The organism is Micromonospora sp. TSRI0369 (genome assembly GCF_001905625.1).
Taxonomy (GTDB): domain Bacteria; phylum Actinomycetota; class Actinomycetes; order Mycobacteriales; family Micromonosporaceae; genus Micromonospora; species Micromonospora echinospora_A.
The window spans coordinates 149,856-175,349 of record NZ_LIVU01000009.1 but is presented as its reverse complement, the minus strand read 5'-3'; the positions used below and the strand labels follow the sequence as shown (position 1 = coordinate 175,349).

Annotated in this window: 21 protein-coding genes; 11 read left to right on the top strand and 10 right to left on the bottom strand. The window is 76.1% G+C overall.

Features of this window, described 5'->3' with window-relative positions:
* Positions 1-182: 182 nt before the first annotated feature.
* Positions 183-1,265 carry a polyprenyl synthetase family protein gene (locus AMK25_RS26140; protein WP_073831033.1) on the bottom strand — a complete coding sequence of 361 codons (1,083 nt, stop codon included), beginning with the start codon at positions 1,263-1,265 and terminating at the stop codon, positions 183-185.
* Between the two features lie 9 nt (positions 1,266-1,274).
* Positions 1,275-2,765 carry a helix-turn-helix domain-containing protein gene (locus tag AMK25_RS26135; RefSeq protein ID WP_241826493.1) on the bottom strand — a complete coding sequence of 497 codons (1,491 nt, stop codon included), beginning with the start codon at positions 2,763-2,765 and terminating at the stop codon, positions 1,275-1,277.
* A gap of 155 nt (positions 2,766-2,920) precedes the next feature.
* On the opposite strand from AMK25_RS26135, the gene metF reads away from it, so the two are divergent.
* Positions 2,921-3,838 carry a methylenetetrahydrofolate reductase [NAD(P)H] gene (gene metF / locus AMK25_RS26130; RefSeq protein WP_073831032.1) on the top strand — a complete coding sequence of 306 codons (918 nt, stop codon included), beginning with the start codon at positions 2,921-2,923 and terminating at the stop codon, positions 3,836-3,838.
* A gap of 44 nt (positions 3,839-3,882) precedes the next feature.
* On the top strand, positions 3,883-4,572 hold the full coding sequence (locus AMK25_RS26125; RefSeq protein WP_073831031.1) for a CDP-alcohol phosphatidyltransferase family protein: 690 nt from the start codon (positions 3,883-3,885) through the stop codon (positions 4,570-4,572).
* Positions 4,573-4,675: 103 nt separating this feature from the next.
* Here AMK25_RS26125 and AMK25_RS26120 read toward each other — a convergent pair whose 3' ends face one another.
* Genes AMK25_RS26120 through AMK25_RS26095 form a run of 6 tightly spaced genes read right to left on the bottom strand, consistent with a single transcriptional unit; the run spans position 4,676 to position 9,876 of the window.
* Positions 4,676-6,163, bottom strand: a complete 1,488-nt coding sequence (locus tag AMK25_RS26120; RefSeq protein WP_073831030.1) for a phytoene desaturase family protein — start codon at positions 6,161-6,163, stop codon at positions 4,676-4,678.
* A gap of 12 nt (positions 6,164-6,175) precedes the next feature.
* Complete coding sequence (locus AMK25_RS26115) at positions 6,176-7,303, bottom strand: glycosyltransferase (protein WP_073831047.1); 1,128 nt, start codon at positions 7,301-7,303, stop codon at positions 6,176-6,178.
* The gene (locus AMK25_RS26110) at positions 7,300-8,106 is read right to left on the bottom strand and encodes a carotenoid biosynthesis protein (RefSeq protein ID WP_073831048.1); all 807 of its coding nucleotides are present in this window, start codon (positions 8,104-8,106) and stop codon (positions 7,300-7,302) included. The genes AMK25_RS26115 and AMK25_RS26110 overlap by 4 nt, the downstream gene beginning before the upstream one ends.
* A gap of 5 nt (positions 8,107-8,111) precedes the next feature.
* A complete protein-coding gene (locus tag AMK25_RS26105) occupies positions 8,112-8,666 on the bottom strand; it encodes a GNAT family N-acetyltransferase (protein ID WP_073831029.1) in 555 nt (184 codons plus the stop codon).
* Positions 8,663-9,391 carry a monooxygenase gene (locus AMK25_RS26100; protein ID WP_073831028.1) on the bottom strand — a complete coding sequence of 243 codons (729 nt, stop codon included), beginning with the start codon at positions 9,389-9,391 and terminating at the stop codon, positions 8,663-8,665. Before AMK25_RS26100 ends, AMK25_RS26105 begins: the two co-directional genes overlap by 4 nt.
* Positions 9,388-9,876, bottom strand: coding sequence for a YbaK/EbsC family protein (locus tag AMK25_RS26095; protein WP_073831027.1), 489 nt, complete (start codon positions 9,874-9,876; stop codon positions 9,388-9,390). Before AMK25_RS26095 ends, AMK25_RS26100 begins: the two co-directional genes overlap by 4 nt.
* A gap of 511 nt (positions 9,877-10,387) precedes the next feature.
* On the opposite strand from AMK25_RS26095, the gene AMK25_RS26090 reads away from it, so the two are divergent.
* The 9 genes from AMK25_RS26090 to AMK25_RS26050 all read left to right on the top strand — a co-directional run bounded on the left by AMK25_RS26090 (position 10,388) and on the right by AMK25_RS26050 (position 21,009).
* On the top strand, positions 10,388-10,894 hold the full coding sequence (locus AMK25_RS26090) for an SAV_6107 family HEPN domain-containing protein (protein ID WP_064445215.1): 507 nt from the start codon (positions 10,388-10,390) through the stop codon (positions 10,892-10,894).
* 155 nt (positions 10,895-11,049) lie between these two features.
* Positions 11,050-11,811: a hypothetical protein gene (locus AMK25_RS26085; protein ID WP_073831026.1), complete on the top strand. Its 762-nt coding sequence runs from the start codon at positions 11,050-11,052 to the stop codon at positions 11,809-11,811.
* Complete coding sequence (locus tag AMK25_RS26080; protein ID WP_073831025.1) at positions 11,808-13,508, top strand: DNA polymerase Y family protein; 1,701 nt, start codon at positions 11,808-11,810, stop codon at positions 13,506-13,508. The genes AMK25_RS26085 and AMK25_RS26080 overlap by 4 nt, the downstream gene beginning before the upstream one ends.
* A gap of 93 nt (positions 13,509-13,601) precedes the next feature.
* Positions 13,602-16,952 (top strand): error-prone DNA polymerase, encoded by a 3,351-nt coding sequence (locus AMK25_RS26075; protein ID WP_073831024.1) that lies wholly within the window; start codon positions 13,602-13,604, stop codon positions 16,950-16,952.
* A 96-nt stretch (positions 16,953-17,048) separates the two neighbouring features.
* Positions 17,049-17,228, top strand: coding sequence for a hypothetical protein (locus tag AMK25_RS26070; RefSeq protein WP_073831023.1), 180 nt, complete (start codon positions 17,049-17,051; stop codon positions 17,226-17,228).
* Positions 17,229-17,259: 31 nt separating this feature from the next.
* On the top strand, positions 17,260-17,991 hold the full coding sequence (locus AMK25_RS26065; RefSeq protein ID WP_073831022.1) for a methyltransferase domain-containing protein: 732 nt from the start codon (positions 17,260-17,262) through the stop codon (positions 17,989-17,991).
* Positions 17,988-19,151 (top strand): alkaline phosphatase family protein, encoded by a 1,164-nt coding sequence (locus AMK25_RS26060; protein ID WP_073831021.1) that lies wholly within the window; start codon positions 17,988-17,990, stop codon positions 19,149-19,151. The genes AMK25_RS26065 and AMK25_RS26060 overlap by 4 nt, the downstream gene beginning before the upstream one ends.
* Before the next feature lie 84 nt (positions 19,152-19,235).
* Complete coding sequence (locus AMK25_RS26055) at positions 19,236-20,495, top strand: DNA polymerase IV (protein ID WP_073831020.1); 1,260 nt, start codon at positions 19,236-19,238, stop codon at positions 20,493-20,495.
* A gap of 115 nt (positions 20,496-20,610) precedes the next feature.
* Positions 20,611-21,009, top strand: coding sequence for a DUF3040 domain-containing protein (locus AMK25_RS26050; RefSeq protein ID WP_030500228.1), 399 nt, complete (start codon positions 20,611-20,613; stop codon positions 21,007-21,009).
* 701 nt (positions 21,010-21,710) lie between these two features.
* Here AMK25_RS26050 and AMK25_RS26045 read toward each other — a convergent pair.
* Together AMK25_RS26045 and AMK25_RS26040 are read right to left on the bottom strand one after the other, a co-directional pair.
* Positions 21,711-24,179: a transglutaminase TgpA family protein gene (locus tag AMK25_RS26045; protein WP_073831019.1), complete on the bottom strand. Its 2,469-nt coding sequence runs from the start codon at positions 24,177-24,179 to the stop codon at positions 21,711-21,713.
* Between the two features lie 16 nt (positions 24,180-24,195).
* Complete coding sequence (locus tag AMK25_RS26040) at positions 24,196-25,494, bottom strand: DUF58 domain-containing protein (RefSeq protein ID WP_073831018.1); 1,299 nt, start codon at positions 25,492-25,494, stop codon at positions 24,196-24,198.

Below are 25,494 nucleotides of genomic sequence, written 5' to 3'. Positions count from 1 at the left end.
ACACCCGACCCCGCGAAACGTTGGGCTGGAACACACCAGCCCAACGCCTCGCACAACTCATCACCACCTGACGATTGCACTCACCCCTTGACCCCGCCTCTCTCCGAAAGTGCCGCCAACTTCATGATCGACCGCTTCGGAGGCGGGCGGGGCGGGGGAGAGTGGGCGGGGGAGGGTGGCGGTCAGGCGGGGCGGCGGGTGGCGGCTATGGCCAGGTCCACCAGCGCCTGGCGGGCCTCGGTGTCCAGGTCGACGGTGGTGAGCGCGGCAAGCGCGCTCTCGGTGAGCGCGGCGATGTGCTGTTCGGCGCGCTCCAGCGCGCCGCTTGTGGTGATCAGCTCGCGCAGCCGGTCCACCCCGGCCGCGTCCAGGTCCGGTACGCCGAGCCCGGCCAGCAGCGCCTCCCGGCCGGCCTGGTCGAGCGTCTCCAGGGCCGCCGCCACCAGGTACGTCCGCTTGCCCTCGCGCAGGTCGTCACCGGCCGGTTTGCCGGTGAGCTCCGGGTCGCCGAACACGCCCAGCACGTCGTCGCGGAGCTGGAACGCCTCACCCAGCGGCAGCCCGTACGCGGAGTAGGCGGCGTGCACCTCGGGCGGGGCGCCGGCCAGCGCGGCGCCCAGCAGCAGCGGCCGTTCGACCGTGTACTTCGCCGACTTGTACCGGGCCACCTTGGCGGCCCGGTCGAGCGAGGTGTCCGCGGTCGCCTGGGTCAGCACGTCCAGGTACTGCCCGACGGTCACCTCGGTGCGCATCTCGTCGAAGACCGGCCGGGCCCGGGCCACCGTCGCCGGCGCCAGGCCGGAGGAGTGCAGCAGCTCGTCGGACCAGACCAGGCACAGGTCGCCCAGCAGGATCGCGGCCGAGTCGCCGAAGGCGTCCGCGTCGCCGCCCCAGCCGGCCGCCCGGTGCCGGGCGGCGAACCTGCGGTGCACCGCAGGCTCGCCCCGCCGGGTGTCCGACCGGTCCATCAGGTCGTCGTGAATCAGCGCGCTGGCCTGTACGAACTCCAGCGCGGCCAGGGCGGCGACGACCTGGTCGGAGTCGACCCCGCCGGCGCCCCGGTAGCCCCAGTAGCCGAAGGCCGGGCGCAGCCGCTTGCCGCCGCCCAGCACGAACGCCTCGATCGCCTCGGCGACGGGCAGCAGGCCGTCGTCGACGGCGGTCAGCCAGCCGCGCTGGCCGGCCAGGAACTCGGTGAGCGCCTTGTCGATCCGCTGACGCAGGCCGGCACGGTCGACGGGGGAAACAGGAGCAGCGTGGGTCACGCCACGACGCTAGCGGTTCGGGCCCGCTCCCGTCGTGCCACCGTCCCGGCGTGCCTCGCAGCTCACCGGCGGTGACGATCGCCATCGGTGCCGCGACGGCAGGTACGGACGGGCCGCCGCGATCAGCCGCGCGTACCCCCGGGTCGTCGGTCCGGGCGGACGGCGGGCCAGCCCGCGGCGGAACTCGGTGAGCTGGCCCACGGCCCGGGGCGAACCGGAGCGGACCGCGTCGAGCAGCGCCTCGCCGGCCACCGCGCACGCCTCGGGCTCCGCGCCGAGCCCCAGGTGCCCGCGGGCCAGCCAGCCGCCGTACACCGCTGAGCGGCGCGGGCGGCCCGGCGCGGTCACCACGGGCGTCAGCAGCGGCACGGCCGCCGCGGGACGACCCAGCGCGACGAGCGTGCGCCCGGTCATCGCGGCCAGCTCGGCCGCGTCCAGCCAGTACAGCCAGGGCGGCTCCCGGCCGGGCTCCGGAGGCCCGGCCCGGTCGGCGCCGGCCAGCGCCTGACCGGCGGCGCGGCGCCGCCCGCCGAGCGCGGCGGCGAGCGCGACCCGGTGCAGCAGCAGCGCCCGCAGCCCGGGGGAGGCGGCGGCGCGGCTGGCCGCGTACCCGATCCGGGCCAGGACCAGCGCGCCGGCCGGGTCGCCGGCGTCGGCCAGCAGGTGGCTGGCCGACCCGAGCACGTGCCCGGCCAGCGGCGGCTCCCCGGCGGCCACCGCGGCCCGCAGCGCCAGCCGGTAGGCGACCAGGCCGCCGGTGAGGTCGCCGGCGTCGGCGGCCAGCCACCCGGCGAGCTGCGCCGACTCGGCCAGCGATGGCAGCATCCGCCGTCGGCCGGCGGGCCCGGCGCGCCGGTAGCCGCGGACCGAGCGGCGCAGCCGGCGCGTGCCGAGCCCGGCGAGGTCGCCGCCGCCGAGCAGGTCGTCCCAGCGCCGCAGCGTGGCCAGCGACGCCCCGTCCGCCGGGTGCCGCCGACCGGAGCTGGCGCTGTCGTCGGCGGCGGGTGGCCCGTACCCGTCGCCGGTGGCCGGGTCGGCGACCGGCGGCGTGGCCGGGCCGGTGAACGGGCCGGCCAGCGTGCCGCCGCCCGGGTCGGCGGCCCAGCGGTGCGCCAGGGTGAGCAGCGCCAGCCGGGCGCGGGACCCGGCCGGGTCGACGGCCACGGGCGTCGCGCCGAGCCGGCGGCTGCTGGCGGCGGCCCCGGCGAGCAGCTCGCCCGGCACGCCCAGGACCGTCGCCAGCCAGGCGGACCAGAAGTCGCCGGGGAGCCGGAGCTGGCGCTCCCAGCGGGACACCTCGTGCCGGGTCAGGGTGGGCACGCCGGAGGCGGCGCAGAGTTCGGCGGCGAGCCGCTGCTGGCTCCAGCCGCGGGCGGCCCGCAGCTCGGCCAGGAGCGGCCCGAGCAGGCGCGGGCCGGGCGGCGAGGACGGGATCATGGTGACCTCCGGGGCGACGGCGCGGATGGCGACGCGGACGCCCGGCCGGCGCCGGCGCGTCACAGTCGTGGCGACCCCCGCGCGGGCCCCCGAAACGGCCGTCGGCCGCCCCACCGCGCTGTGGTCTTTCTACCCCCGGGGTACGACGTCGCGCCGCGGAGTGTTCGCGGGCTGGGAAGACGCTCGGTGAGCCGGGCGCTCCCGGCTACAGTCGGTCCGTGGCGCTCGGTCTTCCCTCGGTCCTCCCCAATCCCCAGCCGGCCATCGGGGAGCTGATCCGTGACGGCCGCCCGACGTTCTCCTTCGAGTTCTTCCCGCCGAAGACGCAGGCCGGGGAGAAACTGCTCTGGCAGGCCATCCGGGAGCTGGAGTCGCTGCGCCCCTCGTTCGTCTCGATCACCTACGGCGCGGGCGGCTCGACCCGCGACACCACGGTGGCGGTGACCGAGCGGATCGCCACCGAGACCACGCTGCTGCCGATGGCGCACCTCACCGCCGTGAACCACTCGGTGGCCGAGCTGCGGCACGTGATCGGCCGGCTGGCCTCGGTCGGGGTGCGCAACGTGCTGGCCGTGCGGGGCGACCCGCCGGGCGACCCGGGCGGCGAGTGGATCGCCCACCCCGAAGGCGTCCGGTACGCCGAGGACCTGGTCCGGCTGGTACGGGACAGCGGTGACTTCAGCGTCGGGGTGGCCGCCTTCCCGTACAAGCACCCGCGATCGCCGGACGTGGCCAGCGACACCGCGTACTTCGTCCGCAAGTGCCGGGCGGGCGCGGAGTTCGCCGTCACCCAGATGTTCTTCGACGCCGACGACTACCTGCGGCTGCGCGACCGGGTGGCCGCTGCGGGCTGCGACACGCCGATCCTGGCCGGGGTGATGCCGGTGACCCAGATCGGCACCATCGAACGCTCGGTGCAGCTGTCCGGCGCGCCGTTCCCGCCGGCGCTCGCCGAGCGGTTCGAGCGGGTGGCCGACGACCCCGAGGCGGTGCGCCGCCTCGGCGTCGAGCAGGCGAGCGAGATGTGCGAGAAGCTCCTCGACGAGGGCGTGCCGGGGATCCACTTCATCACGCTCAACCGGTCCACCGCGACCCGCGAGGTGTGGCAGCGGCTGCGCGCGGCCGCACGGGTGTGACCACCCGCCACACGACACCCGCGCCGTGCTTCTACGGTTGATCCGTGGTGGGCACACAGCTGAACTGGGACCAGTACGCGACGGCGTGGGCGCGGCTGCACGGCGGCTTCGATCCGCGTACCGCCGCGCCGGTGGTGCGTGCCTGGCTGCGCTTCGCCTACCACGTGGGCTACGTGCTGGGCCGGCTGCGCGTCGGCCCGACCCCGGTGACCGTGTTCGGGGTGCTGCTCTGCTTCTGCGTACCCCTGTTCGTGGAGCGGCCCGGCGACGGGCCGTTCCTGGGCGCGTTGTTCGTGCTGCTGGCCGCGGTGGCCGACAGCGTCGACGGCGCGGTGGCGGTGGCCACCGGCCGCACCACCCGCCTGGGCTACGTCTACGACTCGGTCGCCGACCGGCTCGGCGAGGTTGCCTGGCTGATCGCGTTCTGGCTGCTCGGCGCGCCGGGCGCGCTGGTTGCGGCGGCCGGTGGCCTGTCCTGGCTGCACGAGTACGTGCGGGCGCGCGCGGTGTCGGCGGGGATGCGGGAGATCGGCGCGGTGACGGTGGGCGAGCGGCCGACCCGGGTCAGCGTCGCGCTGGTCGGGCTGCTGGTCGCCGGGCTCACCGGCCTGATCGACGCCGACCTGACCGCCGGCACCATCACCATGGCCACCACGGTCTGGGTGCTGCTCGCCGGGTTCGGCCTCGGCCAGTTGCTCTCCGCCGTCCGCCGCGCCCTGGTCGACGCCGGCTGACCGCCGCGCGCACCCGCGCTGCCTGCCGCGCGGCGGGCTGCCCGCGTTAAGAAGGGGCCCTTCCTCTACCGGAGGCGTTAACAAGGGGCCCTTCCTTACACCCTCACCAGGCCGGGCCGACCGCCTCGGCGACGATCTCCGCGGACAGCGTCACCATGGGCAGGCCACCGCCGGGGTGGCTGGAGCCGCCGACCAGCCAGAGCCCGGCGACCGGGCCCCGGTTGGCCGGGCGCAGCAGCCCGCCCGCGGTGCCGTAGATCGCCCCGCCCGGCGCGCCGGTGGCCGCGTCCAGGTCGGCCGGGGTGCGGATCTCCCGGAACACCAGCCGGTCGCGCACGTCGGCTCCGCGTTCGGCCAGCACGTCGAGGATCCGGTCCGCGTACGCCTCGGCCAGGCCGGGCCGCCGCCAGTCCACGGCGCTCGCGGCGGTGCCGTGCCGGGGCGCGTTGACGAGCACGAACCACGCCTCGTGGCCGTCGGGGCGGACCGCCGGGTCGTCGGCCGCGGTGACGAACACCGTCGGGTCCGGCGCCGGGCGGGCCCGCACCCCGCGACCCGGGTCGCCGAAGACGGCGTCGAACTCGGCGTCGTAGTCGCGGGGGAAGAAGACGTTGTGGTGGGCCAGCCCGGAGTCGCCGCGTACGCCCAGCAGCAGCACGAACCCGGCCAGGCTGCGGTCGGTGAGCGCGGCCAGCCGGCGCGGGTCGGGCAGCAGGTTCCGGTAGACGGTGAGCGCGTCCACGTTTGCGACCACCACGTCGGCCGGCACCGGCGCGGCGGACCCGGCCACGCGGACCCCGTGCACCCGGCCGCCCGCGGCGTCGATCCGGGTGACCGTGGCGTCGGTGCGTACCACCACGCCGAGGTCCAGGCAGCGCGACAGCAGCGCGTCGGCGAGCGTGCCCAGCCCGCCGCGCAGGTACCAGCCGCCGTACGCCAGCTCGGCGTAGGGGACGGCGACGAGCGCGGCCGGGGCGCGGCGCGGGTCGGCGCCGGTGTACGTGGCGTACCGGTCCAGCAGCATCCGCAGCCGCGGGTCGGACAGGTGGCGGCGGCCCAGCCCGCGCAGGCTGCGGCCGGGGCCGATGGCGGCCAGGTCGCCCAGCCGCCAGGCCAGCGCGGCCAGGTCGCGGGGCGAGTCGACGGTACGGCGCAGGATGTCCCGGTGCGAGGCCGCCCACACCCGGCCGGCGCGCCGCCACAGCCCGCGCCAGTCGGCGGCGGACCGGTCGCCGAACGCGGCGCCGATCCGGGCGGCGAACTCGTCCGGGTCGGCGCAGGAGTCGAGCGTGGGCCCGCCGCCGGGGAAGACGTGCCGCACGATCGGGTCCAGCGGGACCACGTCGAGGTATTCGTCGAGCTTCGCGCCGGTCGCCTCGAACAGGTCGTGGAAGACCTGCGGCAGGGTGAACAGGCTCGGCCCGGTGTCGAAGTGCCACACCCCCTCCGGGGTGTGGTGGGCGTACCGGCCGAGCTTTCCTCCGACCGTGCCGGCCCGTTCGAGGACGGTGACCTCGTGCCCGGTGACCGCGAGCCGGGCGGCGGCGGCGAGCCCGCCCACGCCGGCGCCGATGACCACGATGCGCGCCATGGCGTGCCCCTCCTAGGTGACCGGGCGACCCCGCCAGGTGAGCCGGCGTCGCTTCCGCAGATGGTACGACCGGACGGTCAGCCAACCGAGGACCACGACCGACACGGGGTGTGCCAGCGCGTCGGGCCACGCCCGCCCGCCGGTGGCGCGGGCGCTGACCACCCGCCCGGTGACCCCGGCCAGGTAGGCCAGGAACGCCACCGCGGCCACCGCCGGCGCGCCGGCCAGCAACGCGCCGAGGGCCAGCAGCGGCGGCGCGACGTAGAGCGCGACCAGCAGCGCCAGCACCGCCGCCGCGGCGGTGGGGTGCCCGAACGTCGCCCACAGCGACTTGGTGTAGCCGTCGCGCAGCTGCGGCCAGGTGTCGTACATCCGGCAGGACGCCAGCCGGGACCCGTCGGCGAGCGCGATCCGCCCGCCTGCTCGTTTCACCGCCCGGGCCAGCTCGATGTCCTCCAGCACCTTGTCGGCCACCGCCGCGTGCCCGCCGGCCCGCAGGTAGCCGGCCCGGTCCACGACCAGGAACTGTCCGCCCGCCGCCGCGAGGGAGGGCCGCCGCGAGCGCTCCATCGCGCGCAGCGGCAGGAACGTCAGCCACAACCACTGCAGCAGCGGCTGCACCAGCCGGTCGGCCGCCGTCCGCACCACGATCCGGGGGTACGGCGACAGCAGCGCCGCATCGGCCGCGCGCAACTCGGTCACGGCCGCCGCCACCGCGTACGGGGTGAGCACCACGTCCGCGTCGACGAAGGCCAGCACCGTCGGCTCCGGGGCGGTACGGGTGGCGAGCTGCCAGCAGGCGTGCGGCTTGCCCAGCCAGCCGGGCGGCGGGGCGACGCCGGTGAGCAGCGTGAGGCGGGGATCGTCGCCGGCCACCGCGCGGACCACGTCGGCGGTGCCGTCGGTCGAGCCGTCGTCGAGCACCACGATCCGCAGGTCCGGCACGCCGCGCTGGGCCAGCAGCGCGCGCAGGCACGGGGTGACCCGCTCGGCCTCGTCGCGCAGCGGCAGCAGCACCGCCACCGGCTCGGTCAGCTCGGCCGGGCCGGTGGTGGGGCGGCGCAGCCAGGCGTACGCGTTGACGAGCGTGTGCCCGGTGAGCGCGGCGACCGCCGCGGCCAGCGCGAGGGCGGCGATCATGCCGGGGCGTCGACGCGCGGCGCCGGCTCCGGCTCGGCGGCCCGGTCCCGGCGGGCCCGCCACAGCGTCACTGCCAGCGGCACCGCCGCCACCGCCATCCCGGCCGCGCCCCACAGCGCCGACGCGGGCAGCCGCAGGAACACCGCGTGCGCCAGCACGCTGGAGGCGTACGTCCAGAGGTAGAGCGCGAACATCGGCGCGTCCCGGCCGTCGACCCGGTCCACCGACGGCCCGGCGAGCGGGCGCAGCGCGACCGCCAGCAGCACCGCGAAGCCCAGCCAGCCCAGATAGTTGCTGACCGGGATGCCGGGTAGCCCGGGCAGCGCGGGGGTGGCGTCGCGCCAGGTCCAGTAGCCCTCGGCCACCATCTGCGGGTCGAGGAACAGGTCCCAGGCGGCCAGCCCGACCGCCGAGAGCGCGATCCGGGCGAGGCGGGAGCGGACGAGCCGGACCGCGGTGAGCCACGCCGGCCAGGCCATCCAGGTCCAGGCGAGCGGGATGATCAGCGGCACCCCGGCCAGCTTCGGGCCCAGCTCGCCGGAGTAGTCGTAGGTGCCGAACGGGAAGCCGGTGGCCACGCCGATCGCCTCCACCGCGAACCCGCCGCCGGTGACGACCGCGACCAGCGCGACGGCGGTATGGGCGCCGCGGGTGAGCAGCGCGTGGCCGACCGAGAGCAGCCAGCCGAGCACCACGGTGGCCACCGTGAGCCCGGCCCGGGTCGTGCCGCCGGTGAGCGGGTAGCAGATCTGGGCGAGGATCAGCGCGGCCAGCGGCGCCCAGGGCAGCCGGGCGCGGATCACCGTGCTCACGGGGCGTCCGGCGGGGGGAGCGGCAGGTCCCGGCCGAGCACGCCGAACGGCCGCTCGTCGCCGGGGAAGTGGAAGTGCCGCAGGACGTCGACGAAGCCGAACCGGCGGTACAGCCGCCAGGCCCGGGACTTCTCCTCGTCGGCCTCCGGGGTGGACAGCAGCGTGGTGTCGCCCTCGGCCACGGCGAGCAGCGCGCGCAACTGGCGGGCGCCCAGGCCGTGCCCCTGCGCCGGCGGGCGGACGTGCAGCTCGACCACCTCGAACGGGTGGGTCAGCCAGCGCTGCCGGGCCTGCGCGTTCAGCGCCCGGTGCACCTGGTCGTGCCACCACTGCCCGGTGGCGCCCCGGTAGCCGTACCCGAAGCCGGCCAGGTGTCCCTCGCTGGTCAGGCTGGCGACGGCGCGGAAGCCGGGCCGGCGTACGTGGGTGGCGATGTAGCCGCGGCGGGCCTCCAGCAGGTCGGGCCGGTAGCCCATCGCCTCGCCGTAGACGGCCACCACGTCGTCCAGCCGCCGGACCAGGTCGTCCGGCGTCCACCGCACCAGCCTCATGCGTACCCTCTCGCTGTTTCCGGGTCGTCCTCGGCGGCCCAGCCGAGCACCGTGCGGTCGCCGGCCACGTCGCCCACCGCGAACCGCGCGAACAGTTCCTCCGCGTACCAGCCCTCGGTGGGGGTGCGGGTGATCGCGGCGCGGTGCTCGGGGGAACGGTACGCGAACGCGACCAGGTCCGCCGGGTCGCGCCACACGCTCACCGTGCCCTGCCAGCCCAGCGGCGCCTCGCCGACGCCGAAGCGGGCGAGCAGGCCGGGCGCGGCGTGCAGCTCGGCGGCGACCGGGGGGATCGCCCGCCAGAACGTGGCCGCCCGGCGGGTCCGCAGCCGGGCCCGGGTCAGCGCCAGCACCGGCCCGGTGACCCGTCCGCCCGACGGCGTGCCGAACGGCTCCCGGCCGGACCACCGGCCGCGGCTGGTCAGCGGGCGCAGGTCCACCCGTACCGCGGCGCGGGCGATCCGGGCCCAGGACCGGGCAACAGGGGAGGCGTCGAAGCCGGCCGCGTCGGCGGGGGAGTCCCAGACCACGAGCGCGGCCCACCGGGTCAGGTCGGCGTCGCCGGGGCCGAATCCGGTGCCGGTCCCGGTGCCGAGCAGCTTGGCGAAGCGGACGCCGGGCAGACGGCGCAGCCGCGCCGGGTGGGTGGCCATCCGGGCCAGCACACCGGGTACGGCCCGTCGGGGCACACGCCACACGTGCAGCGTGACGAGTTCGGGGTTCACGCCACCTCGGCCGGAGCGCCGGCGGTGATCCGCAGCAGTTCCGCGTACGTGGTGGGGAACACCGCCCGGGGTACGCCGCCGGCCGCCCACACCTCGTCGTACCCGGTCAGGGCGGTGTCGACGACGGTGCGCAGCGGCGCGGGGTGGCCGACCGGGGCGACGCCGCCGATCACCTGCCCGGTGTGCTGCTTGACGAATTCCGGGGTGGCCCGGCGCAGCCGGGTCACGCCCAGCGTGGCGGCGAGCCCGGCGGTGTCCACCCGGTGCGCGCCGGAGGTGAGCACCAGCAGCGGCGCGCCGTCCGCGTCGAAGATCAGCGAGTTGGCGATGGCGCCGACGGCGACGCCGAGCGCCTCGGCCGCGGCGGCCGCGGTGTGCACCGCGTCGGGCAGCAGTCGGACGAGTCTGGCCTCGCCCGATCCGTCCCGCGCGCCCGCCTCGTCGAGCGCGCGCTGCACCGCCTGCACGTTCGGGTGTGGCTGCATGACCCCATTCTTCCCTCACCCCGGTACGGCCCCGCCGGGGGCCGTGGCCCTCCCGTGTGTCCCCGGCGCGTCACACGTTGCGTTTTCGTCGGGGGGGAGGTGTACTGTCAGGGTAGTTAGAACGAGTGTTCGATTCGGCCCGAACGGCAAGCGGCTCAGCTCCCCGGCTGACCGGCCCCGGTTCGAGCCGGTCGCGCACCCGTCGAACGCTCCGGAAGCGGTGTTTCGCGGCACCGGCTTCCGGGAGGTGCGGCACCGCGGGCCGCACCGGGTTCGGACAGTCGCGAGTCCGGGCCCGTCAGGCAGGTCGTCGCCCGCCGCCCACGACCCCCGGGCGGCGGGCGACGGACCCGCCGGTACGCCGGCCGGGGGTGGGTGTGGGGAAGCGTCCACACCCGGCCGGCCAGCCACCTCAAGGTGCGTCTTCCTCCGCACCGACCGCTCCGGGCGACCGGGCGACGGTTTTCCGTCGCGCGACCGCCCGCCCCGGCCACACGCGGAGGAGAGACCCATGCCGACCAGTCCGGCCCAGGCGCCCACGGTGCCCGCGCACGTGCTGCCGCACCGCACCCCCGCCCAGTTGCTCGCGGTGGCCCGCGACGGGCTGGCCGAGGCCGCCCGCACCCGTCCCGACGGCCTCCGGTACGCCGCCGCCCACCTCGCGGCGCTGCGCGCCGCCGCCGCCGTGCTCGCCGCCCGGGCCCGCCCCGCGCCCACCCGGCGGAACCGGATCACCAGCGTCTGGGTGCTGCTCGCCACCGTCGCCCCCGAGCTGGACGAGTGGGCCGCCTACTTCGCGGCCGGCGCGAGCAAGCGGGCCGCCGCCGAGGCCGGCATCCCCCGCGTGGTCACCGCCCGGGAGGCCGACGACCTGCTGCGCGCCGCCGAGGAGTTCGTGACAGTGGTGGAGACCGCGCTCGGCCTGGCGCACCAGCCGGCGCTCGACGGCCTGCCCCGGCCCCTGCGGCGCGGCGTCTCCGACTCCCCGCCGTCGCGGCCCGGAGCGGCAGCCGCCTGATTCGTGGCGCCCGGCTACCACCGGCGGGACCCCGGGTGGCCGGGCGCCGCACCAACGGCACCACGTGCCGCAGCACCGACACGATCCACAGCACACGATCCACAGCACCATCCACGGGCGGGACCCGTGGCGAAACACGACGGGGGGTTGGTCCGATGGCGGGCCGCATGGTGGTCGGCTCCGCCGCCCTGGCCGAGCTGGTCCGTCCGGCGAGCGCGCCCGACCCGGCCGGCGGCCACCGGGTGCTTCCCGTCCGGGCCGAGCTGACCGGGCTGCTGCCCAACCGCGGCCTGCGCCGCGGCAGCACCGTCGCGGTCGGCGCCGGCCAGCCCCGGCGCAGCGGCGCCACCTCGCTGATCCTCGCGCTGCTCGCCGAGGCGTCCCGGGCCGGCTCGTGGTGCGCCGTGGTCGGCGTACCCGCCTTCGGGGCCGGCGCGGCGGCCGAGGCGGGCATCGCCCTGGACCGGCTGGCCCTGGTGCCCGACCCCGGGCCGGAGTGGCCCACTGTGGTCGCCGCGCTCATCGACGGGGTCGACGTGGTGGTCACCGCCGTGCCGGCCACTGTCGCCGCCTCGGTCGCCACCCGGCTGGCCGCCCGTGCCCGGCAGCGCGGAAGCGTGCTGGTTCCGTACGGCCGGTGGGACGGCGCGGACGTGACGCTCCAGGTGGTCCGGGGCGTCTGGCAGGGGCTCGGCCCCGGTCGCGGGCGGCTGCGCCGCCGCGAGGTGACCGTTTCGGCCCGTGGGCGAGGCGCCGCCGCCCGCCCCAAGGAGATCAAGGTATGGCTGCCCGGCGACGAGCTGACCCGGGTGATCCCCCGCTCGGCCGGGCTCGGCGCACCGTCCGCCGCGCCGTCGCGCCGGCTGCGCGTGGTGGCCCCGCCCGCCCGTACGCTCGCCGCGGCCGGTCCGGCGTGAGCGGCGTACCGCAGCGGACGCTGCTGCTCTGGTGCCCGGACTGGCCGGTCCTCGCCGCCGAGATCGTCGACGGGGTGCCCGCCACCGACCCGGTCGTGGTGCTGCACGCCAACCGGGTGGTCGCCTGCTCCGAGCGGGCCCGCGCCGAGGGGATCCGGCGCGGGCTGCGCCGCCGGGAGGCGCAGGGGCGGTGCCCGCACCTGACGGTGGTCGACCACGACCCCGGCCGGGACGCGCGGGCGTTCGAGCCGGTGGTGGCCGCCGTGGAGGAGGTGGTCGCCGGCGTCGAGGTGATCCGGCCCGGCGCCTGCGCGACAGCGGCCCGGGGGCCGAGCCGCTACCTCGGCGGCGAGGAGGCGGCGGCCGAGCGGATCGTCGAGCACGTCGCGCAGAGCTGCGCGGTGGAGAGCCAGGCCGGCATCGCCGACGGGGTGTTCGCGGCCGGGCTGGCCGCCCGGGAGGGGCGGATCGTGGTCCCCGGCGGCACCCGCGAGTTCCTGGCCGGCCGTCCGGTCGAGGCGCTCGGCCGGCCCGCCCTGGCGGACCTGCTGCGCCGGCTCGGCGTCCGCACCCTCGGCGACTTCGCGGCGCTGCCCGCCGGGGACGTGCTGGCCCGGTTCGGCTTCGACGGCGCGCTGGCGCACCGGCTCGCCGGTGGCCGGGACGACCGCCCGCTCGCGGTCCGGCAGCCGCCCGCCGACCTGGCCGTCACCGCCGACTACGACGAGCCGGTCGACCGGGTCGACGCCGCCGCGTTCGCCGCCCGGACGCTCGCCGAACGGCTGCACGAGCGGCTGGCCGCGTACGGGCTGGCCTGCACCCGGCTCGGCATCGAGGCGGTCACCGCGCACGGCCAGGAGCTGCACCGGGTGTGGCGGCACGACGGCCTGCTCACCGCCGCGGCCATCGCCGACCGGGTCCGCTGGCAGCTCGACGGCTGGCTCTCCGGCAGCAACGGCCGGGGCGGGGCCCGTCCGGCCCGCCCGACCGCCGGGATCGTCCGGTTGCGGCTGGTGCCCGACGGGGTGCTCGCCCAGGCGGGCCTGCAACCCGGGCTGTGGGGGGAGACCGGTGCGGAGCGGGAGCGGGCGCATCGCGCGCTGAGCCGGGTGCAGGGCATCCTCGGCCCCGAGGCGGTGGTCACCGCGGTGCTCGGCGGCGGGCGTTCCCCGGCCGACCAGGTGCGCCTCGTGCCGTGGGGCGACGAGCGGGTGCCCGCCCGTCCCGGCCCGCCACCCGCTCCGGCACCGGTGTCCGGACACCGTTCAGAAGACGTTCCTGCGGGCTCGGCGGCGGCGGGAACCTCTGTCGTCGTACCCCCTGGGGGCCGTGCGGTGCGACGGGGCGGGCGGGGCCGGGCGGTGGCCGAGCCGCCGTGGCCGGGACGGATTCCGCCGCCGTCGCCGGCTGTGGTGCTGCCCACCCCGTTGTCGGCCGACGTGCGTGACGCCGCCGGGGAGCCGGTCGTGGTGAGCGCCCGGCTGGCGGTCAGCGCGGCGCCGGCCCGGCTCACCGTCGGCGACGGCCGCCCGGCCGAGATCACCGGGTGGGCCGGTCCGTGGCCGGTGGACGAGCGCTGGTGGGCGCCGGCCGAGGCGCGCCGCCGGGCCCGGTTCCAGGTGTGCCTGGCTGACGGCGCCGCCCTGTTGCTCGCGGTCGAGGGCGGGCAGTGGCTGGTGGAGGCGATCTATGACTGAGCGCCGGGGAAGATCTTGGAAGGAAAGCGCCCCTCCAGGGGCCTTTTCGTACCAAGATCTCGGGCGGTCGGATGTAGGGCGAGGCGGGCGCCGGTGAGCTTCCACAACCCGAAGATGCCCTGGTCCAAGCTGGAGCAGGTGCTCTCCGGGCGGGCCACGGGCGAGCGGCACCTGCACGTGGTCGACCCGCTCGCGGTCGACGCCGACGGCGGCGACTCACCGGCGTGGAGCCGCAAGCGCCAGGAGTACCGGCCGCCGGAGCTGGACCGGCCGGACGGCGTGGTGCCCTACGCGGAGCTGCACGCGCACTCCAACTTCAGCTTCCTCGACGGGGCCAGCCACCCGGAGGAACTGGCCGAGGAGGCGGCCCGGCTGGGGCTCACCGCGCTCGCCGTCACCGACCACGACGGCTTCTACGGCGTGGTGCGCTTCGCCGAGGCGGCCCGCGCGCTGCGGCTGCCGACGATCTTCGGCGCGGAACTGTCCCTCGGGCTGCCCGGCCCGCAGAACGGCGAGCCCGACCCGCTCGGCCGGCACCTGCTGGTGCTCGCGCACGGCCACGAGGGGTACGCGCGACTGGCGGCCACCATCTCCCGGGCCCAGTTGCGCGGCGGGGAGAAGGGCCGCCCGGTCTACGGCGAGCTGGAGGAGATCGCCGCCGAGCTGCGCGACCACGTGCTCGTGCTCACCGGTTGCCGCAAGGGGCACGTGCCCGCGGCGCTGCTCACCGAGGGCGTCGACGCGGCGGCCCGGGAACTGGACCGGCTCACCGCGCTGTTCGGCGCGGAGACGGTGGCGGTGGAGCTGACCGACCACGGCCACCCGGTCGACGCCGACCGCAACGACGCGCTCGCCGAGCTGGCCGCCGCGGCCGGGCTGCCCACGGTGGCCACGAACAACGTGCACTACGCCACCCCGGGCCGGCGGCGGCTGGCCACCACCGTCGCAGCGGTCCGGGCCCGGCGCAGCCTCGACGAGATCGACGGCTGGCTGCCCGCCGCGGCCACCGCCCACCTGCGCAGCGGCGCGGAGATGGCGGCGCGGTTCGCCGCGTACCCGGGCGCGGTGGCGCGGGCCGCCGAGTACGGCGCGGAACTCGCCTTCGACCTGCAGCTCGTGGCGCCGAAGCTGCCGGCGTACCCGGTGCCGCCCGGGCACACCGAGATGAGCTGGCTGCGCCGGCTGACCATGGACGGCGCCCGCGAGCGCTACGGCCCGCCCGAGGCGCACCCGGAGGCGTACGCGCAACTGGAGCACGAGCTGCGGATGATCGAAGATCTCGGTTTCCCCGGCTACTTCCTGGTGGTCTACGACATCGTCGCGTTCTGCCGCGCGCAGGACATCTACTGCCAGGGCCGGGGGTCGGCGGCCAACTCGGCGGTCTGCTATGCGCTGCGCATCACCAACGTGGACGCGGTCCGGCACCGGCTGCTGTTCGAACGGTTCCTCGCCCCGGAACGCGACGGCCCGCCCGACATCGACGTGGACATCGAGTCCGACCGCCGGGAGGAGGTGATCCAGCACGTCTACGCCCGCTACGGCCGGGAGCACACCGCCCAGGTCGCCAACGTCATCTCGTACCGGCCCCGGTCGGCGGTGCGCGACGTCGCGAAGGCGTTCGGCTTCTCGCCCGGCCAGCAGGACGCCTGGAGCAAGCAGATCGACAGGTGGGGCTCGGTCGCCGCGGTCGACGTGGCGGACATCCCCGAGCAGGTGGTCGCGTACGCGAACGAGCTGCAGACTTTCCCCCGGCACCTGGGGATCCACTCCGGCGGCATGGTGATCTGCGACCGGCCGGTGATCGAGGTGTGCCCGGTGGAGTGGGGCCGGATGCCCGGCCGCAGCGTGCTCCAGTGGGACAAGGACGACTGCGCCGCCGTCGGCCTGGTCAAGTTCGACCTGCTCGGCCTCGGCATGCTCTCGGCGCTGCACTACGGCTACGACCTGATCGGGTCCAGCCTCGACCTCGGTGACATGGACCTGGACGACCCCGAGGTCTACGACATGCTCTGCCGGGCCGACTCGGTGGGCGTGTTCCAGGTGGAGAGCCGCGCCCAGATGGCCACGCTGCCCCGGCTCAAGCCGCGCGAGTTCTACGACCTGGTGGTGGAGGTGGCGCTGATCCGGCCCGGCCCGATCCAGGGCGGCTCGGTGCACCCGTACATCCGGCGCAAGAACGGCCAGGAGCCGGTGACGTACGCGCACCCGCTGATGCGCAACGCGCTGGAGAAGACGCTCGGGGTGCCGCTGTTCCAGGAGCAGCTCATGCAGCTCGCCATCGACCTGGCCGGGTTCGACGCGGCCGGCGCCGACCAGCTGCGCCGGGCCATGGGGGCGAAACGGTCGGTGGAACGGATGGCGCAGATCGCCGACCGGCTCTACGCCGGGATGGCCGAGCGGGGCATCACCGGCGAGCTGGCCGACGACGTCTACCGCAAGCTCACCGCGTTCGCCAGCTACGGCTTCCCGGAGAGCCACGCGATGAGCTTCGCCTACCTGGTGTACGCCAGCTCGTGGCTCAAGCGCTACCACCCGGGCCCGTTCCTGGCCGCGCTGCTCAACGCCCAGCCGATGGGCTTCTACTCGCCGCAGACGCTCGCCGACGACGCCCGCCGGCACGGCGTGGAGGTACGCCGGCCGGACATCAACGCCAGCGGCGCCAAGGCGGTGCTGGAGTCCACGCCGGAAACCCGGTGGGGCAGCGTGCCGGGCGAGCCGCCGCACGCCTGGGGGCTGGGCGGCCCGGCGGTACGGCTCGGGCTGGGCAGCGTCCGTACCCTCGGCGAGGACGTGGCCGAGCGGATCGAGGCGGAGCGGACCGCGCACGGGCCGTACCGGGACATGCCGGACCTGGCCCGCCGCGTCGGTCTCACCGCCGCGCAGCTGGAGGCGCTGGCCACCGCTGACGCCTTCGCCTGTTTCGGGCTGACCCGGCGCCAGGCCCTCTGGGCCGCCGGCGCGGCGGCCCAGGACCGGCCCGGCCGGCTGCCCGGCACGGTGACCGGCGCGGACCCGCCCACCCTGCCCGGCATGGCCGCGGTGGACCGCCTGGTCGCCGACGTCTGGGCCACCGGCCTGTCCCCGGAGAGCCACCCGGCCCGGTTCATCCGGGACCGGCTCGACGCGCTGGGCGCGGTGCCGATCGCCCGGCTCGGCCAGGTGCCGCCCGGGCGGCGGATCCGGGTCGGCGGGATCGTCACCCACCGGCAGCGCCCGGCGACCGCCGGCGGCGTCACGTTCCTCAACCTGGAGGACGAGACCGGAATGCTGAATGTCACTTGCTCCCCGGGGCTGTGGCAGCGCTACCGTCGAATCGCCCGCACCAGTGGAGCACTGGTGGTGCGGGGCCGGCTGCAGCGGCACGAGGGCGTCACGAACCTCACCGCGGACCGGCTGGACGCGATCGAGCCGCCCGTCACACCGGCATCCAGGGATTTCCGTTGATGGAGTGATCCACATTACGGTTTCCGGGAGCCGGAGGCGGGAGACTCCCGACGCGGGTGGGCAGAGTGGCTCACCCGGGGTATGGGGGATGAACCGATGACCTTTCACCGCACGTACGCCGGTGGCGTAGCCAACGCCCGACGGACCCGCCTCGGCGCCGACTGGGCGCCCACCCACGAGGCCGAGCCGCGGGAATACCAGGTGACCGAGGGCCCGGTGGCCAACACCGAGCGCTCCCGCGCCGAGGACGACCCCGCCGGCGGCGGCGAGTCCTGAACCCGGGCCGGGGGGTGACTAGGCTCGGCGCGTGGAGCAGATCCGAACCCTCACCCCCCGCACCGCCGTCATCTGGTCGGTGCTCCGGGCCGAGCTGGACCGGCGGGCCGGCGAACGACTCTCCGTGCTCGACGTCGGCGGTGGGACCGGCGGCTTCGCCGTTCCGCTCGCCGAGGCCGGTCACCGGGTCACAGTTGTCGACGCCAGCCCCGACGCGCTCGCCGCGCTGACCCGCCGGGCCGCCGAGGCCGGGGTCGCCGACCGGGTACGCGCGACGCAGGGCGACGCCGACGCGCTCGCCGGGCTGGTCGAACCGGCCACCGTGGACCTGGTGCTCTGCCACTCCGTCCTCGAAGTCGTCGACGAGCCGGAACCGGTGGTCTCCGCGCTGGTCACCGCGTTGCGGCCGGGCGGCGCGGCGAGCGTGCTCGTCGCCGGCCGGGCCGCCGCCGTGTTCGGCCGGGCGATGAACGGGCAACTGGACGCCGCCGCCGCGCTCGCCGCCGACCCGCAGGGCACCACCGGCCGCCGGGACACGCTGCGCCGCCGCTACGACGCCGCCGACGCGGGCGCGCTGCTCACCGCCGCGGGCCTCGCCGTGGAGGAGATCCACGGGGTACGGGTGCTCGCCGACCTGCTTCCGGCCGCCGTGGCCGACGGGCACCCGGCCGCCCTGGTGGAGCTGGAACGGGCGCTCGCGGCCCGGCCCCCGTACCGTGATCTCGCCGCTCAACTGCACCTGTTCGCCCGCCGCCCGGCATGACCGGCCCGACGCCCGGCCTGCTGGACCGGGTTCCGCCGCGCTACGACGGCGGCAGCCTGGCCGACGTGCTGCCCAGCGCGCTGTCGGTGCTCGGCGTACCCGGTGCGGCCGACCGGCTCGGCCTGACACCGAGGCTGGCCGGGGTACGCCGGATCGCGGTGCTGCTCGTCGACGGCCTCGGCTGGTACCAGATCCCCACCGCCGCCCGGTACGCCCCGACGCTCGCCGGACTGGCCGCCACCACCGGCCGGCCGCTCACCACCGGCTTCCCGTCCACCACCCCGACCAGCCTGGTCAGCCTCGGCACCGGCACCGCGTCGGGCGCGCACGGCGTGCTCGGCTTCACCGTCCGGGTGCCCGGCACCGACCGGGTGCTCAACCACGTCGACTGGGCCGGCGACCCCGATCCGGTGAGCTGGCAGCCGGTACCCACCTGGTACCAGCGGGCCCGCGCCGCCGGGATCGCGGTGACAGTGGTCAGCCGTCCCGAGTTCGCCGGCAGCGGTCTGACGCTCGCCGCCAACCGGGGCGGCGACTACCGGGGCGCGGCCGGCGTCGACGCGCTCGCCGCGCGGATGCTGGCGGCGCTGGCCGCCGGGGACGGGCCCGCGCTCGTCTCCGGGTACCACCCCGACCTGGACCGGCACGGGCACCTCAGCGGCGTCGACTCCGAGCCCTGGCGGCTGGCCGCCGCCGATGTGGACACGCTGCTGGCCCGGCTCGTGGACGGGCTGCCGCCGGACGCCGCGCTGCTGGTCACCGCCGACCACGGCCAGCTCGACGTGCCCGCCGGGCACCGGATCGACCTGGACGCCGACCCCCGGCTGCGCACCGGGGTACGGGTGGTCGCCGGTGAGCCCCGGGTCCGCTACCTGCACGCCGAGCCGGGCGCCGAGGCCGACGTGATGGCCGCCTGGACCGAGCTGCTGGGCCCGGCCGCGCACGTGCTGACCCGGGCCGAGGCGGTGGCGACCGGCTGGTTCGGGCCGGTGCCGGAGGCGCACCTGAGACGGATCGGCGACGTGGTGGTGGTGTGCCGGGACACGTACGCGGTGGTCGCCACCCGCTCCGAGCCGCCGATGGCGTCGCGGCTGGTGGCGTACCACGGCGCGGACACCGCAGCCGAGATGACCATCCCGCTGCTGGTGATCCGGGGCTGACCCGGCTCGTCCGCGGCTCCGGCCGCGTCGGTGGCCGCGGGCCTGGGCGGTGGGGTTGTCGGACCGGCGGGCTAGCCTGCTGACATGGGCCGCAGCCAGTCGTTGCCCCGAGGCGGTGACCCGCGCTTCGGGGCGGACGCCGACGACACCGGCTGCACCATCCTGCACGTCGACATGGACGCGTTCTACGCCTCGGTCGAGGTGCGCCGCCGCCCCGAGCTGCGCGGGCGGCCGGTGGTGGTGGGCGGCGTCGGCCCGCGCGGGGTGGTCAGCTCCGCCAGCTACGAGGCCCGGCGATACGGCGTCCGCAGCGCCATGCCCACCTCCCGCGCCCGGGCGCTCTGTCCCGGCGCGGTCTACCTTCCGCCCGACTTCACCGCCTACAACGAGGCGTCGCGGGCGGTCATGCGGATCTTCCGGGACGTCACTCCGCTGGTCGAGCCGCTGTCGCTGGACGAGGCGTTCCTCGACGTGGCCGGCGCCCGCCGGCTGTTCGGGCCGCCCGCCGCCATCGCCCGGCTGATCCGCAGGCGGGTCGCCGAGGAGCAGCGGCTGACCTGTTCGGTGGGCGTCGGGCCGAGCAAGTTCGTGGCCAAGCTGGGTTCCACCCGGGCCAAACCCGACGGCCTGCTCGTGGTGCCGGCCGACCGGGTGCTGGAGTTCCTGCACCCGCTGCCGGTCTCCGCCCTGTGGGGCGTGGGGGAGCGCTCCGCGGACGCGCTGCGCCGGCTCGGCCTGCGCACCGTACGCGACCTGGCCGAGGCGCCGGCCGGCCTGCTGCGCCGGGCCGTGGGGGAGGCGTCCGCCGCCCACCTGCACGAGCTGGCGTGGGGCCGCGACCCGCGCGGGGTCTCGCCGGAACACGTGGAGAAGTCGATCGGCGCGGAGGTCACGTTCGACACCGACGTGAGCGACCCGGACGAGATCCGGCGGTCCCTGCTCGCGCTCGCCGACAAGGCCGGCGCCCGGCTGCGGGCGGCCGGGCAGGTGGGCCGCACAGTGTCGCTCAAAGTCCGTTTCGCCGACTTCCGGACGATCAGCCGCTCCCGCACGCTTCCCGTGCCCACCGACACCGCCCGGGAGATGTTCGACACGGCATGGGCGCTGTGGGAGGCACTCGCCCCCGGCGAGCCGGTTCGGCTGGTCGGTGTCCGGATGGAAGGTCTCGCCCCCGCGGGGGAGACCCCGCAGCAGCTCACCCTCGGTGCGCCCGAGCGTGGCTGGCGTGAGGCGGAGGCGGCAGCCGACGCGGCGGCCGCCCGATTCGGGCGGTCCGTCATAGGTCCGGCCAGTCTTCTCAGCCGTCGCGATACCCGGCCAGTCGAAAAACCGACCCGGCCGTAGGTCGTCCCGCTTTCCGACGCGCGGGGGCCCTCGTAGACTTGCGGGTAAGCAGCCGGTTGGCTGCCACGGTCTGTCGGCCCGCCCGGGCCGACCAACGTGACCGGGGAGGAGTGCCGTGCCGCTCTCGGAGCACGAGCAGCGGCTGTTCGAGCAGATCGAGCGGTCGCTTGCCGAGGACCCCAAGTTCGCCTCGGCCGTGCGCGCCAGCGACCCGCGTTTCCACGCGCGGCGTCGCGTGCTCGTCGCTGCCGGCGTGGTCGTCGCTGGTCTGGCCCTGTTGATCTATGGTGCCGTGATCAAGATTCCCGCGGTGGCCGTGGCGGGTTTCGTCGTCATGCTGGCCTCGTTGGGCTACGCGGTGCAGTCGCACCGCCGATCCCAGTCGCCCGACCTGCACGTGGTCGGCGGCACAACGAGCCGGCGTCGTCCCCGTGGCCGCAGCAGTGGCCGCCGGGGCTCCTTCCTCGACCGGATGGAGGACCGCTGGCGGCAGCGCCCGGAGGGACACCGCTGACCGCGCTCCGCCCCTGACCGGGGCGGATGTCGCGGCGACGCCCGTCGGCGCTCGCTTCGTCGTGCCCGCTCCATGGCAGTCGGTGCGCGCAGCGGTCGATCGCGCGAAGACCGCTCCACCCGACCAGTGCTCCGAATCGGCCGATCGGGCCGAGCCCGCTCCACGGCCGACCGGTGCTCCGAAGCGGTCGACCGCGTCGTGCACGCTGACGTCGTCGGTACCGGCCGGTGTTGACTGCGCCGTGCCCGTCGACGCCTGGTGCCGGCCAGTGTGGCGGTGGCCCCCCTGGCTTCCCGGCCGCGGCGTGAGTCCCGCCCTCTCCTGTTCCGATGTGCCGGGGTGAGTGGCAAAGGGCCCCCGCAGTTGGCTCCGCGGTTCAGGCTTCGCGAAGTCGATCCCTGCCGGCTCCTGATGGTCTACGGACAGAGATGGATCTTCCAAAGCGCGGGAAACGCAAAGATCTTGGTACAAAAAGGCCCTTATGAGGGCCCTTATGAGGGCCGTTTCCTACCAAGATCTCAAAGCGCCCCCGCTTCCCACCCCCGCCAGCCCACTGAGCAGTCGGTGATCAAGGAGTTTGCGGGCGGAATTCGGCCTCGCGGAGACACAAACTCCTTGATCAACGGGGCCGGGGTGGGCGGGGGGAGGGGGAGGGGAGAGGGGCCGCCCGCCGGCGGGGGAGCGCCGGCGGGCGGAACGGGTCAGCGGGCCGTGCGGCCCGCCAACAGGCGGCGTGGGCTCCAGCGCAGCATCTGCGTCCGGGCCTGCCCGCTCGTGGTGACGATCCGCTCCGACTGCTCGGCCAGGGCGGTGCGCCAGCGCTGCAGCACCGACGGGGGCAGCAGCGCGGCCAGCAGCCGGGTGCGGCGGTCCGCCCCGGCCGCGAGCGCGCCCCGGACCGTTCGCAGCGCCGGCTGCAACTCCGCGCCGGCAAGCGGATCCCGCGCGTATCGGGCCCGCTCCTCGGCCCGGCCCAGCAGCCGTACCCCGGTCGCGGCGTCGCCGTTCTCGGTGAGCGCCTCCCGGGCCAGCCGCTCGGCGGTCGCGCGGGGGGTCTCCGTGCGGTCCACCCGGACGTGGAAGTCGACGAGCGTGTCGAGCAGCTCGTCCCAGGCGGCGTGCGCGTCGGCGCGGGCGGACTCTGCGTCCACGCCGACGACGACCTCCCGTGTCTCGCCCCGCTGGCCCGGCACCGCGAGCGCGGTCGCCGAGGGCGCCCGGACCCGGACGCGCCGGCGGCGGCGCAGGGCGGAGCGGCGCAGGGCCGGTACGGCGAACAGCGCCAGCAGCGCCAGCGCCGCGGCCAGCCACCACGGCCACACCGGGTTCTGCTCGGCCGGGTCACTCCCACCCAGGGTCAGACCCTGGTCGGTGTCCTTGTCGAGCCGGTCCGCCTCGTTCGGGCCGGCCGACGGGTCGGCCGCGCCGGGAGCGACGGTGCTGCCGGGCGACGGGGCGACCTCCTCGGGGGCGTCGGTGTCCGGCGCCCAGGCGGAGCGGACCGAACCCTGCACGCTCGCCGCCGGGGTGGCGTCGAACGGCACCCAGCCGATCCCGTTGCCGAAGTTGACCTCGGTCCACGCGTGCAGGTTGCGGTTGGTCAGCACGTACGTGCCGCCGTCGGCCTTGCTGCCGTTGGTGAAGCCGACGGCGACCCGGGCCGGAATGCCGGCGGCCCGGACCAGCCAGGCCATCGCCGCCGCGTACTGCTGGCAGTAGCCGACCTTGGTGGCGAGGAAGTCGGTGATGTCCTCCCCGCTGCTGCCGTCGCGGGTGGACAGCGAGTAGGTGAAGCCGTTCTCCACGGAGAAGTACTCGTAGATCGCGCGGACCTTGTCGTAGTCGTTCGACTTGCCCCTCACCAGCTCCTCGACGAGGTCCTCGACGGCCGGGACCGACGGCCGGTCGGTCAGCTGCCGCTTCACCTGGCTGTCCGAGGGCAGCGACGGGGCGGCGCGCAGCGCCGCCGGGCTGAACGTCGAGCGTACGTACTCGAACGAGTAGTTCTTGCCGCGGGCGTTCTCCCGGTTGGAGAAGACGATCTGCTGGCTCGAGTCGTACAGCCAGTTGCCGTTGAGGTCGTCCGCCTTCACCGGCTCGGCGTAGACCGGCAACAGCGGCATGTTCAGGTTCTTCGACACCTCGACGGTGGCCCGGTAGCGCTGCCGTTCGACGCCACGCGGGGCGCGCTCGCTCGGGTCGGGCAGGCCGCGGGTGACCGGCCGCCCGGTGGGCACGCGCGCCTGGAAGCCGCTCGGCCGCAGGTCGTCGACCACGCCGAGGCGCAGGTAGAACGGGCTCGGCTCGCTGGTGCTGACCTTGACCAGCTCGGTTTCCTGGCTCTGGTTGAGCTGGCCGCTGAGCGCCGCGAACAGGTCGATCCGGCCCGGGCTGCCACCCTGGCCGGGCCGGCCGTTGCCCTCACCGGGCCCGGCTCCGACGTTGTTCATCAGCCCGCCGGTCATCCCGGGCACGGCCAGTGGCAGCGCCACCGCCACCGCCACGCCGACCACTGCCAGCCGGCGGCCCGCCGCGGCCAGCGGCGACGCCTCCCAGACGTCGACGTCGCGCCCCTCGCCGGTGAACCGGCGGCCGAACCGGCGTACCCGGTCGACGTTGTCGGTGACCAGCAGCCACAGGTAGCCGGCGGCGCCGACCACGAACGGGGTGGCGGGGACGCTGTCCAGGTAGACCGCCACCGGCACCGAGTAGATGGCGAGCATCGGCAGGCCGGCCAGCGCCGGCCGGCGCAGCCCGACCGAGAGGACGTCCACCACCACGGCGACCGCGCCGATGCCGAGCACCGCGAGGAACAGCAGCGAGTCGACGTCGGGCACCTTCACGCCGTACGAGCGCATGTCCTCCAGCGACGTCTGCGTCAGCTCGCCGAAGTGGGCGAACGTGCCCGGGGTCGGGATGAACGCGAGCAGCTCGGTGCCGCCCGGGAAGATCCACGTCAGGCCCAGTGTCAGGCCGGCCAGCATCGCCAGCACCTGGCCCCACAGCGGCGCCCGGGCCAGCCGGCTCAACGCGGCCGAGCCGGCCACCACGGCGACCACGATGGTGGCCTGGATCAGCCACGTCCAGCGTTCGAAGATCGCCGACAGCGGGGCCGCCGCCAGCAGGGTCGCCGCCGCGGCGACGAACCCGATGTTGCGATGGGGGGTCACGGGAGCTTCCTTCCGGTCATCGCATGCCTCCGGCGACCGTCTCGGCCAGGGCCGCCCGCAGCGCGAATCCCTGCGATCCGCGCCCGGCCTGCGGCCACAGCGCCGGCAGACGGCTGCCGTGCTCCACCCCGATGACCCGCCAGCCGCTCTGCAGCAGCGCGAGCGCGGCGGCGCCGTGCGCCCGTTCCGCCTCGGTGCGGGCCTTCGGCGGCAGGTTCAGCCAGGTGTTGCTGTCGAGCAGGAACGCCACGCAGGTCGCGCCGTTGCCGCGCAACCCGGCCAGCAGCTCCGCCTCGGCGGCGCCGAGCGTGCCGAGCAACGCGATGATCAGGCCGCCGTCGGCCCGCTGCCGGACCTGCTGCACCAGCGTGGTGATCTCGCCGCGCCGGTCCAGGTGCACGTCGGCGAGCTGGTCCAGGAGCAGGCCCTCACCGCCGGCCTCGGTCGCCGCGACGTCGGCGCCGTTACCGGTGACCAGGCGCAGCTTGTAGCCGGCCTGGCGCAGGTGCACGGCGATGCTGGCGGCCGCCGAGACCGCCCACTCGAAGCTCGCCGTCGGCCCCTCGCCCCGGTGCCCGCCGGCGCGGGTGTCCAGCACCACCGTGGCGCGGCTCTCCCACGGCTGCTCCTCGCGGCGCACCATCAGCTCGCCGGTGCGGGCGGTGGACTTCCAGTGCACGCGGCGCAGGTCGTCGCCCATCCGGTACTCCCGGGTGGCGGCGTCGTCCTCGCCGTGCACCGCCACCGAGCGGGCCCGGCTGTCGCCGCTGCCGGCGTACTCACCCGGTAGCCGGACCGACGGCAACGGAGTGACCTGCGGGATCACCGTGAGGTGGTCGGTGCTGGGGAACGAGCGGGTCAGCTCGCACAGCCCGAACGGGTCGGTCAGCCGGATCACCAGCGGGCCCACCTCGTACCGGCCGCGCACGTCCGCCCGGACGGTGTACGCCACGGAGCTGGCCTGGTGCGCGCCGAGCCGCTCCAGCACCACCCGGGGACGGCTGCCCAGCGCGTACGGCAGGCGGTCCTCCAGCAGCAGCGTGCCGGTGGGCAGGCGGGACAGGTTCTGCAGCCGCAGCACCACGCGGGAGCTGGCCCCGACCGGCACCCGGTGCGGCTCCAGCGACCTGTTGCAGGCCAGCTTGTACCGGCTGCGCCCGACGTACGCGGCGGCCAGCAGCGGCAGCACGGCGAGCAGGACGGCCACCCGGAGCAGGTCCTTCTCGCCCAGGATGCCGGCGGAGATCGCGGCGGCCACCGCGGCCGCCAGGAAGGAGCGGCCGCGGGTGGTCAGCCCACGCAGGCCGTCGCGCAC

What these genes read in the sequence shown, in the direction of transcription:
- AMK25_RS26090 (WP_064445215.1), top strand. Translation starts at nt 10,388, where the DNA reads ATGCCGACCAGTCCGGCCCAGGCGCCCACGGTGCCCGCGCACGTGCTG.
- AMK25_RS26070 (WP_073831023.1), top strand. Translation starts at nt 17,049, where the DNA reads ATGACCTTTCACCGCACGTACGCCGGTGGCGTAGCCAACGCCCGACGG.
- AMK25_RS26060 (WP_073831021.1), top strand. Translation starts at nt 17,988, where the DNA reads ATGACCGGCCCGACGCCCGGCCTGCTGGACCGGGTTCCGCCGCGCTAC.
- AMK25_RS26085 (WP_073831026.1), top strand. Translation starts at nt 11,050, where the DNA reads ATGGCGGGCCGCATGGTGGTCGGCTCCGCCGCCCTGGCCGAGCTGGTC.
- AMK25_RS26105 (WP_073831029.1), bottom strand. Translation starts at nt 8,666, where the DNA reads ATGAGGCTGGTGCGGTGGACGCCGGACGACCTGGTCCGGCGGCTGGAC.
- AMK25_RS26120 (WP_073831030.1), bottom strand. Translation starts at nt 6,163, where the DNA reads ATGGCGCGCATCGTGGTCATCGGCGCCGGCGTGGGCGGGCTCGCCGCC.
- AMK25_RS26055 (WP_073831020.1), top strand. Translation starts at nt 19,236, where the DNA reads ATGGGCCGCAGCCAGTCGTTGCCCCGAGGCGGTGACCCGCGCTTCGGG.
- AMK25_RS26095 (WP_073831027.1), bottom strand. Translation starts at nt 9,876, where the DNA reads ATGCAGCCACACCCGAACGTGCAGGCGGTGCAGCGCGCGCTCGACGAG.
- AMK25_RS26115 (WP_073831047.1), bottom strand. Translation starts at nt 7,303, where the DNA reads ATGATCGCCGCCCTCGCGCTGGCCGCGGCGGTCGCCGCGCTCACCGGG.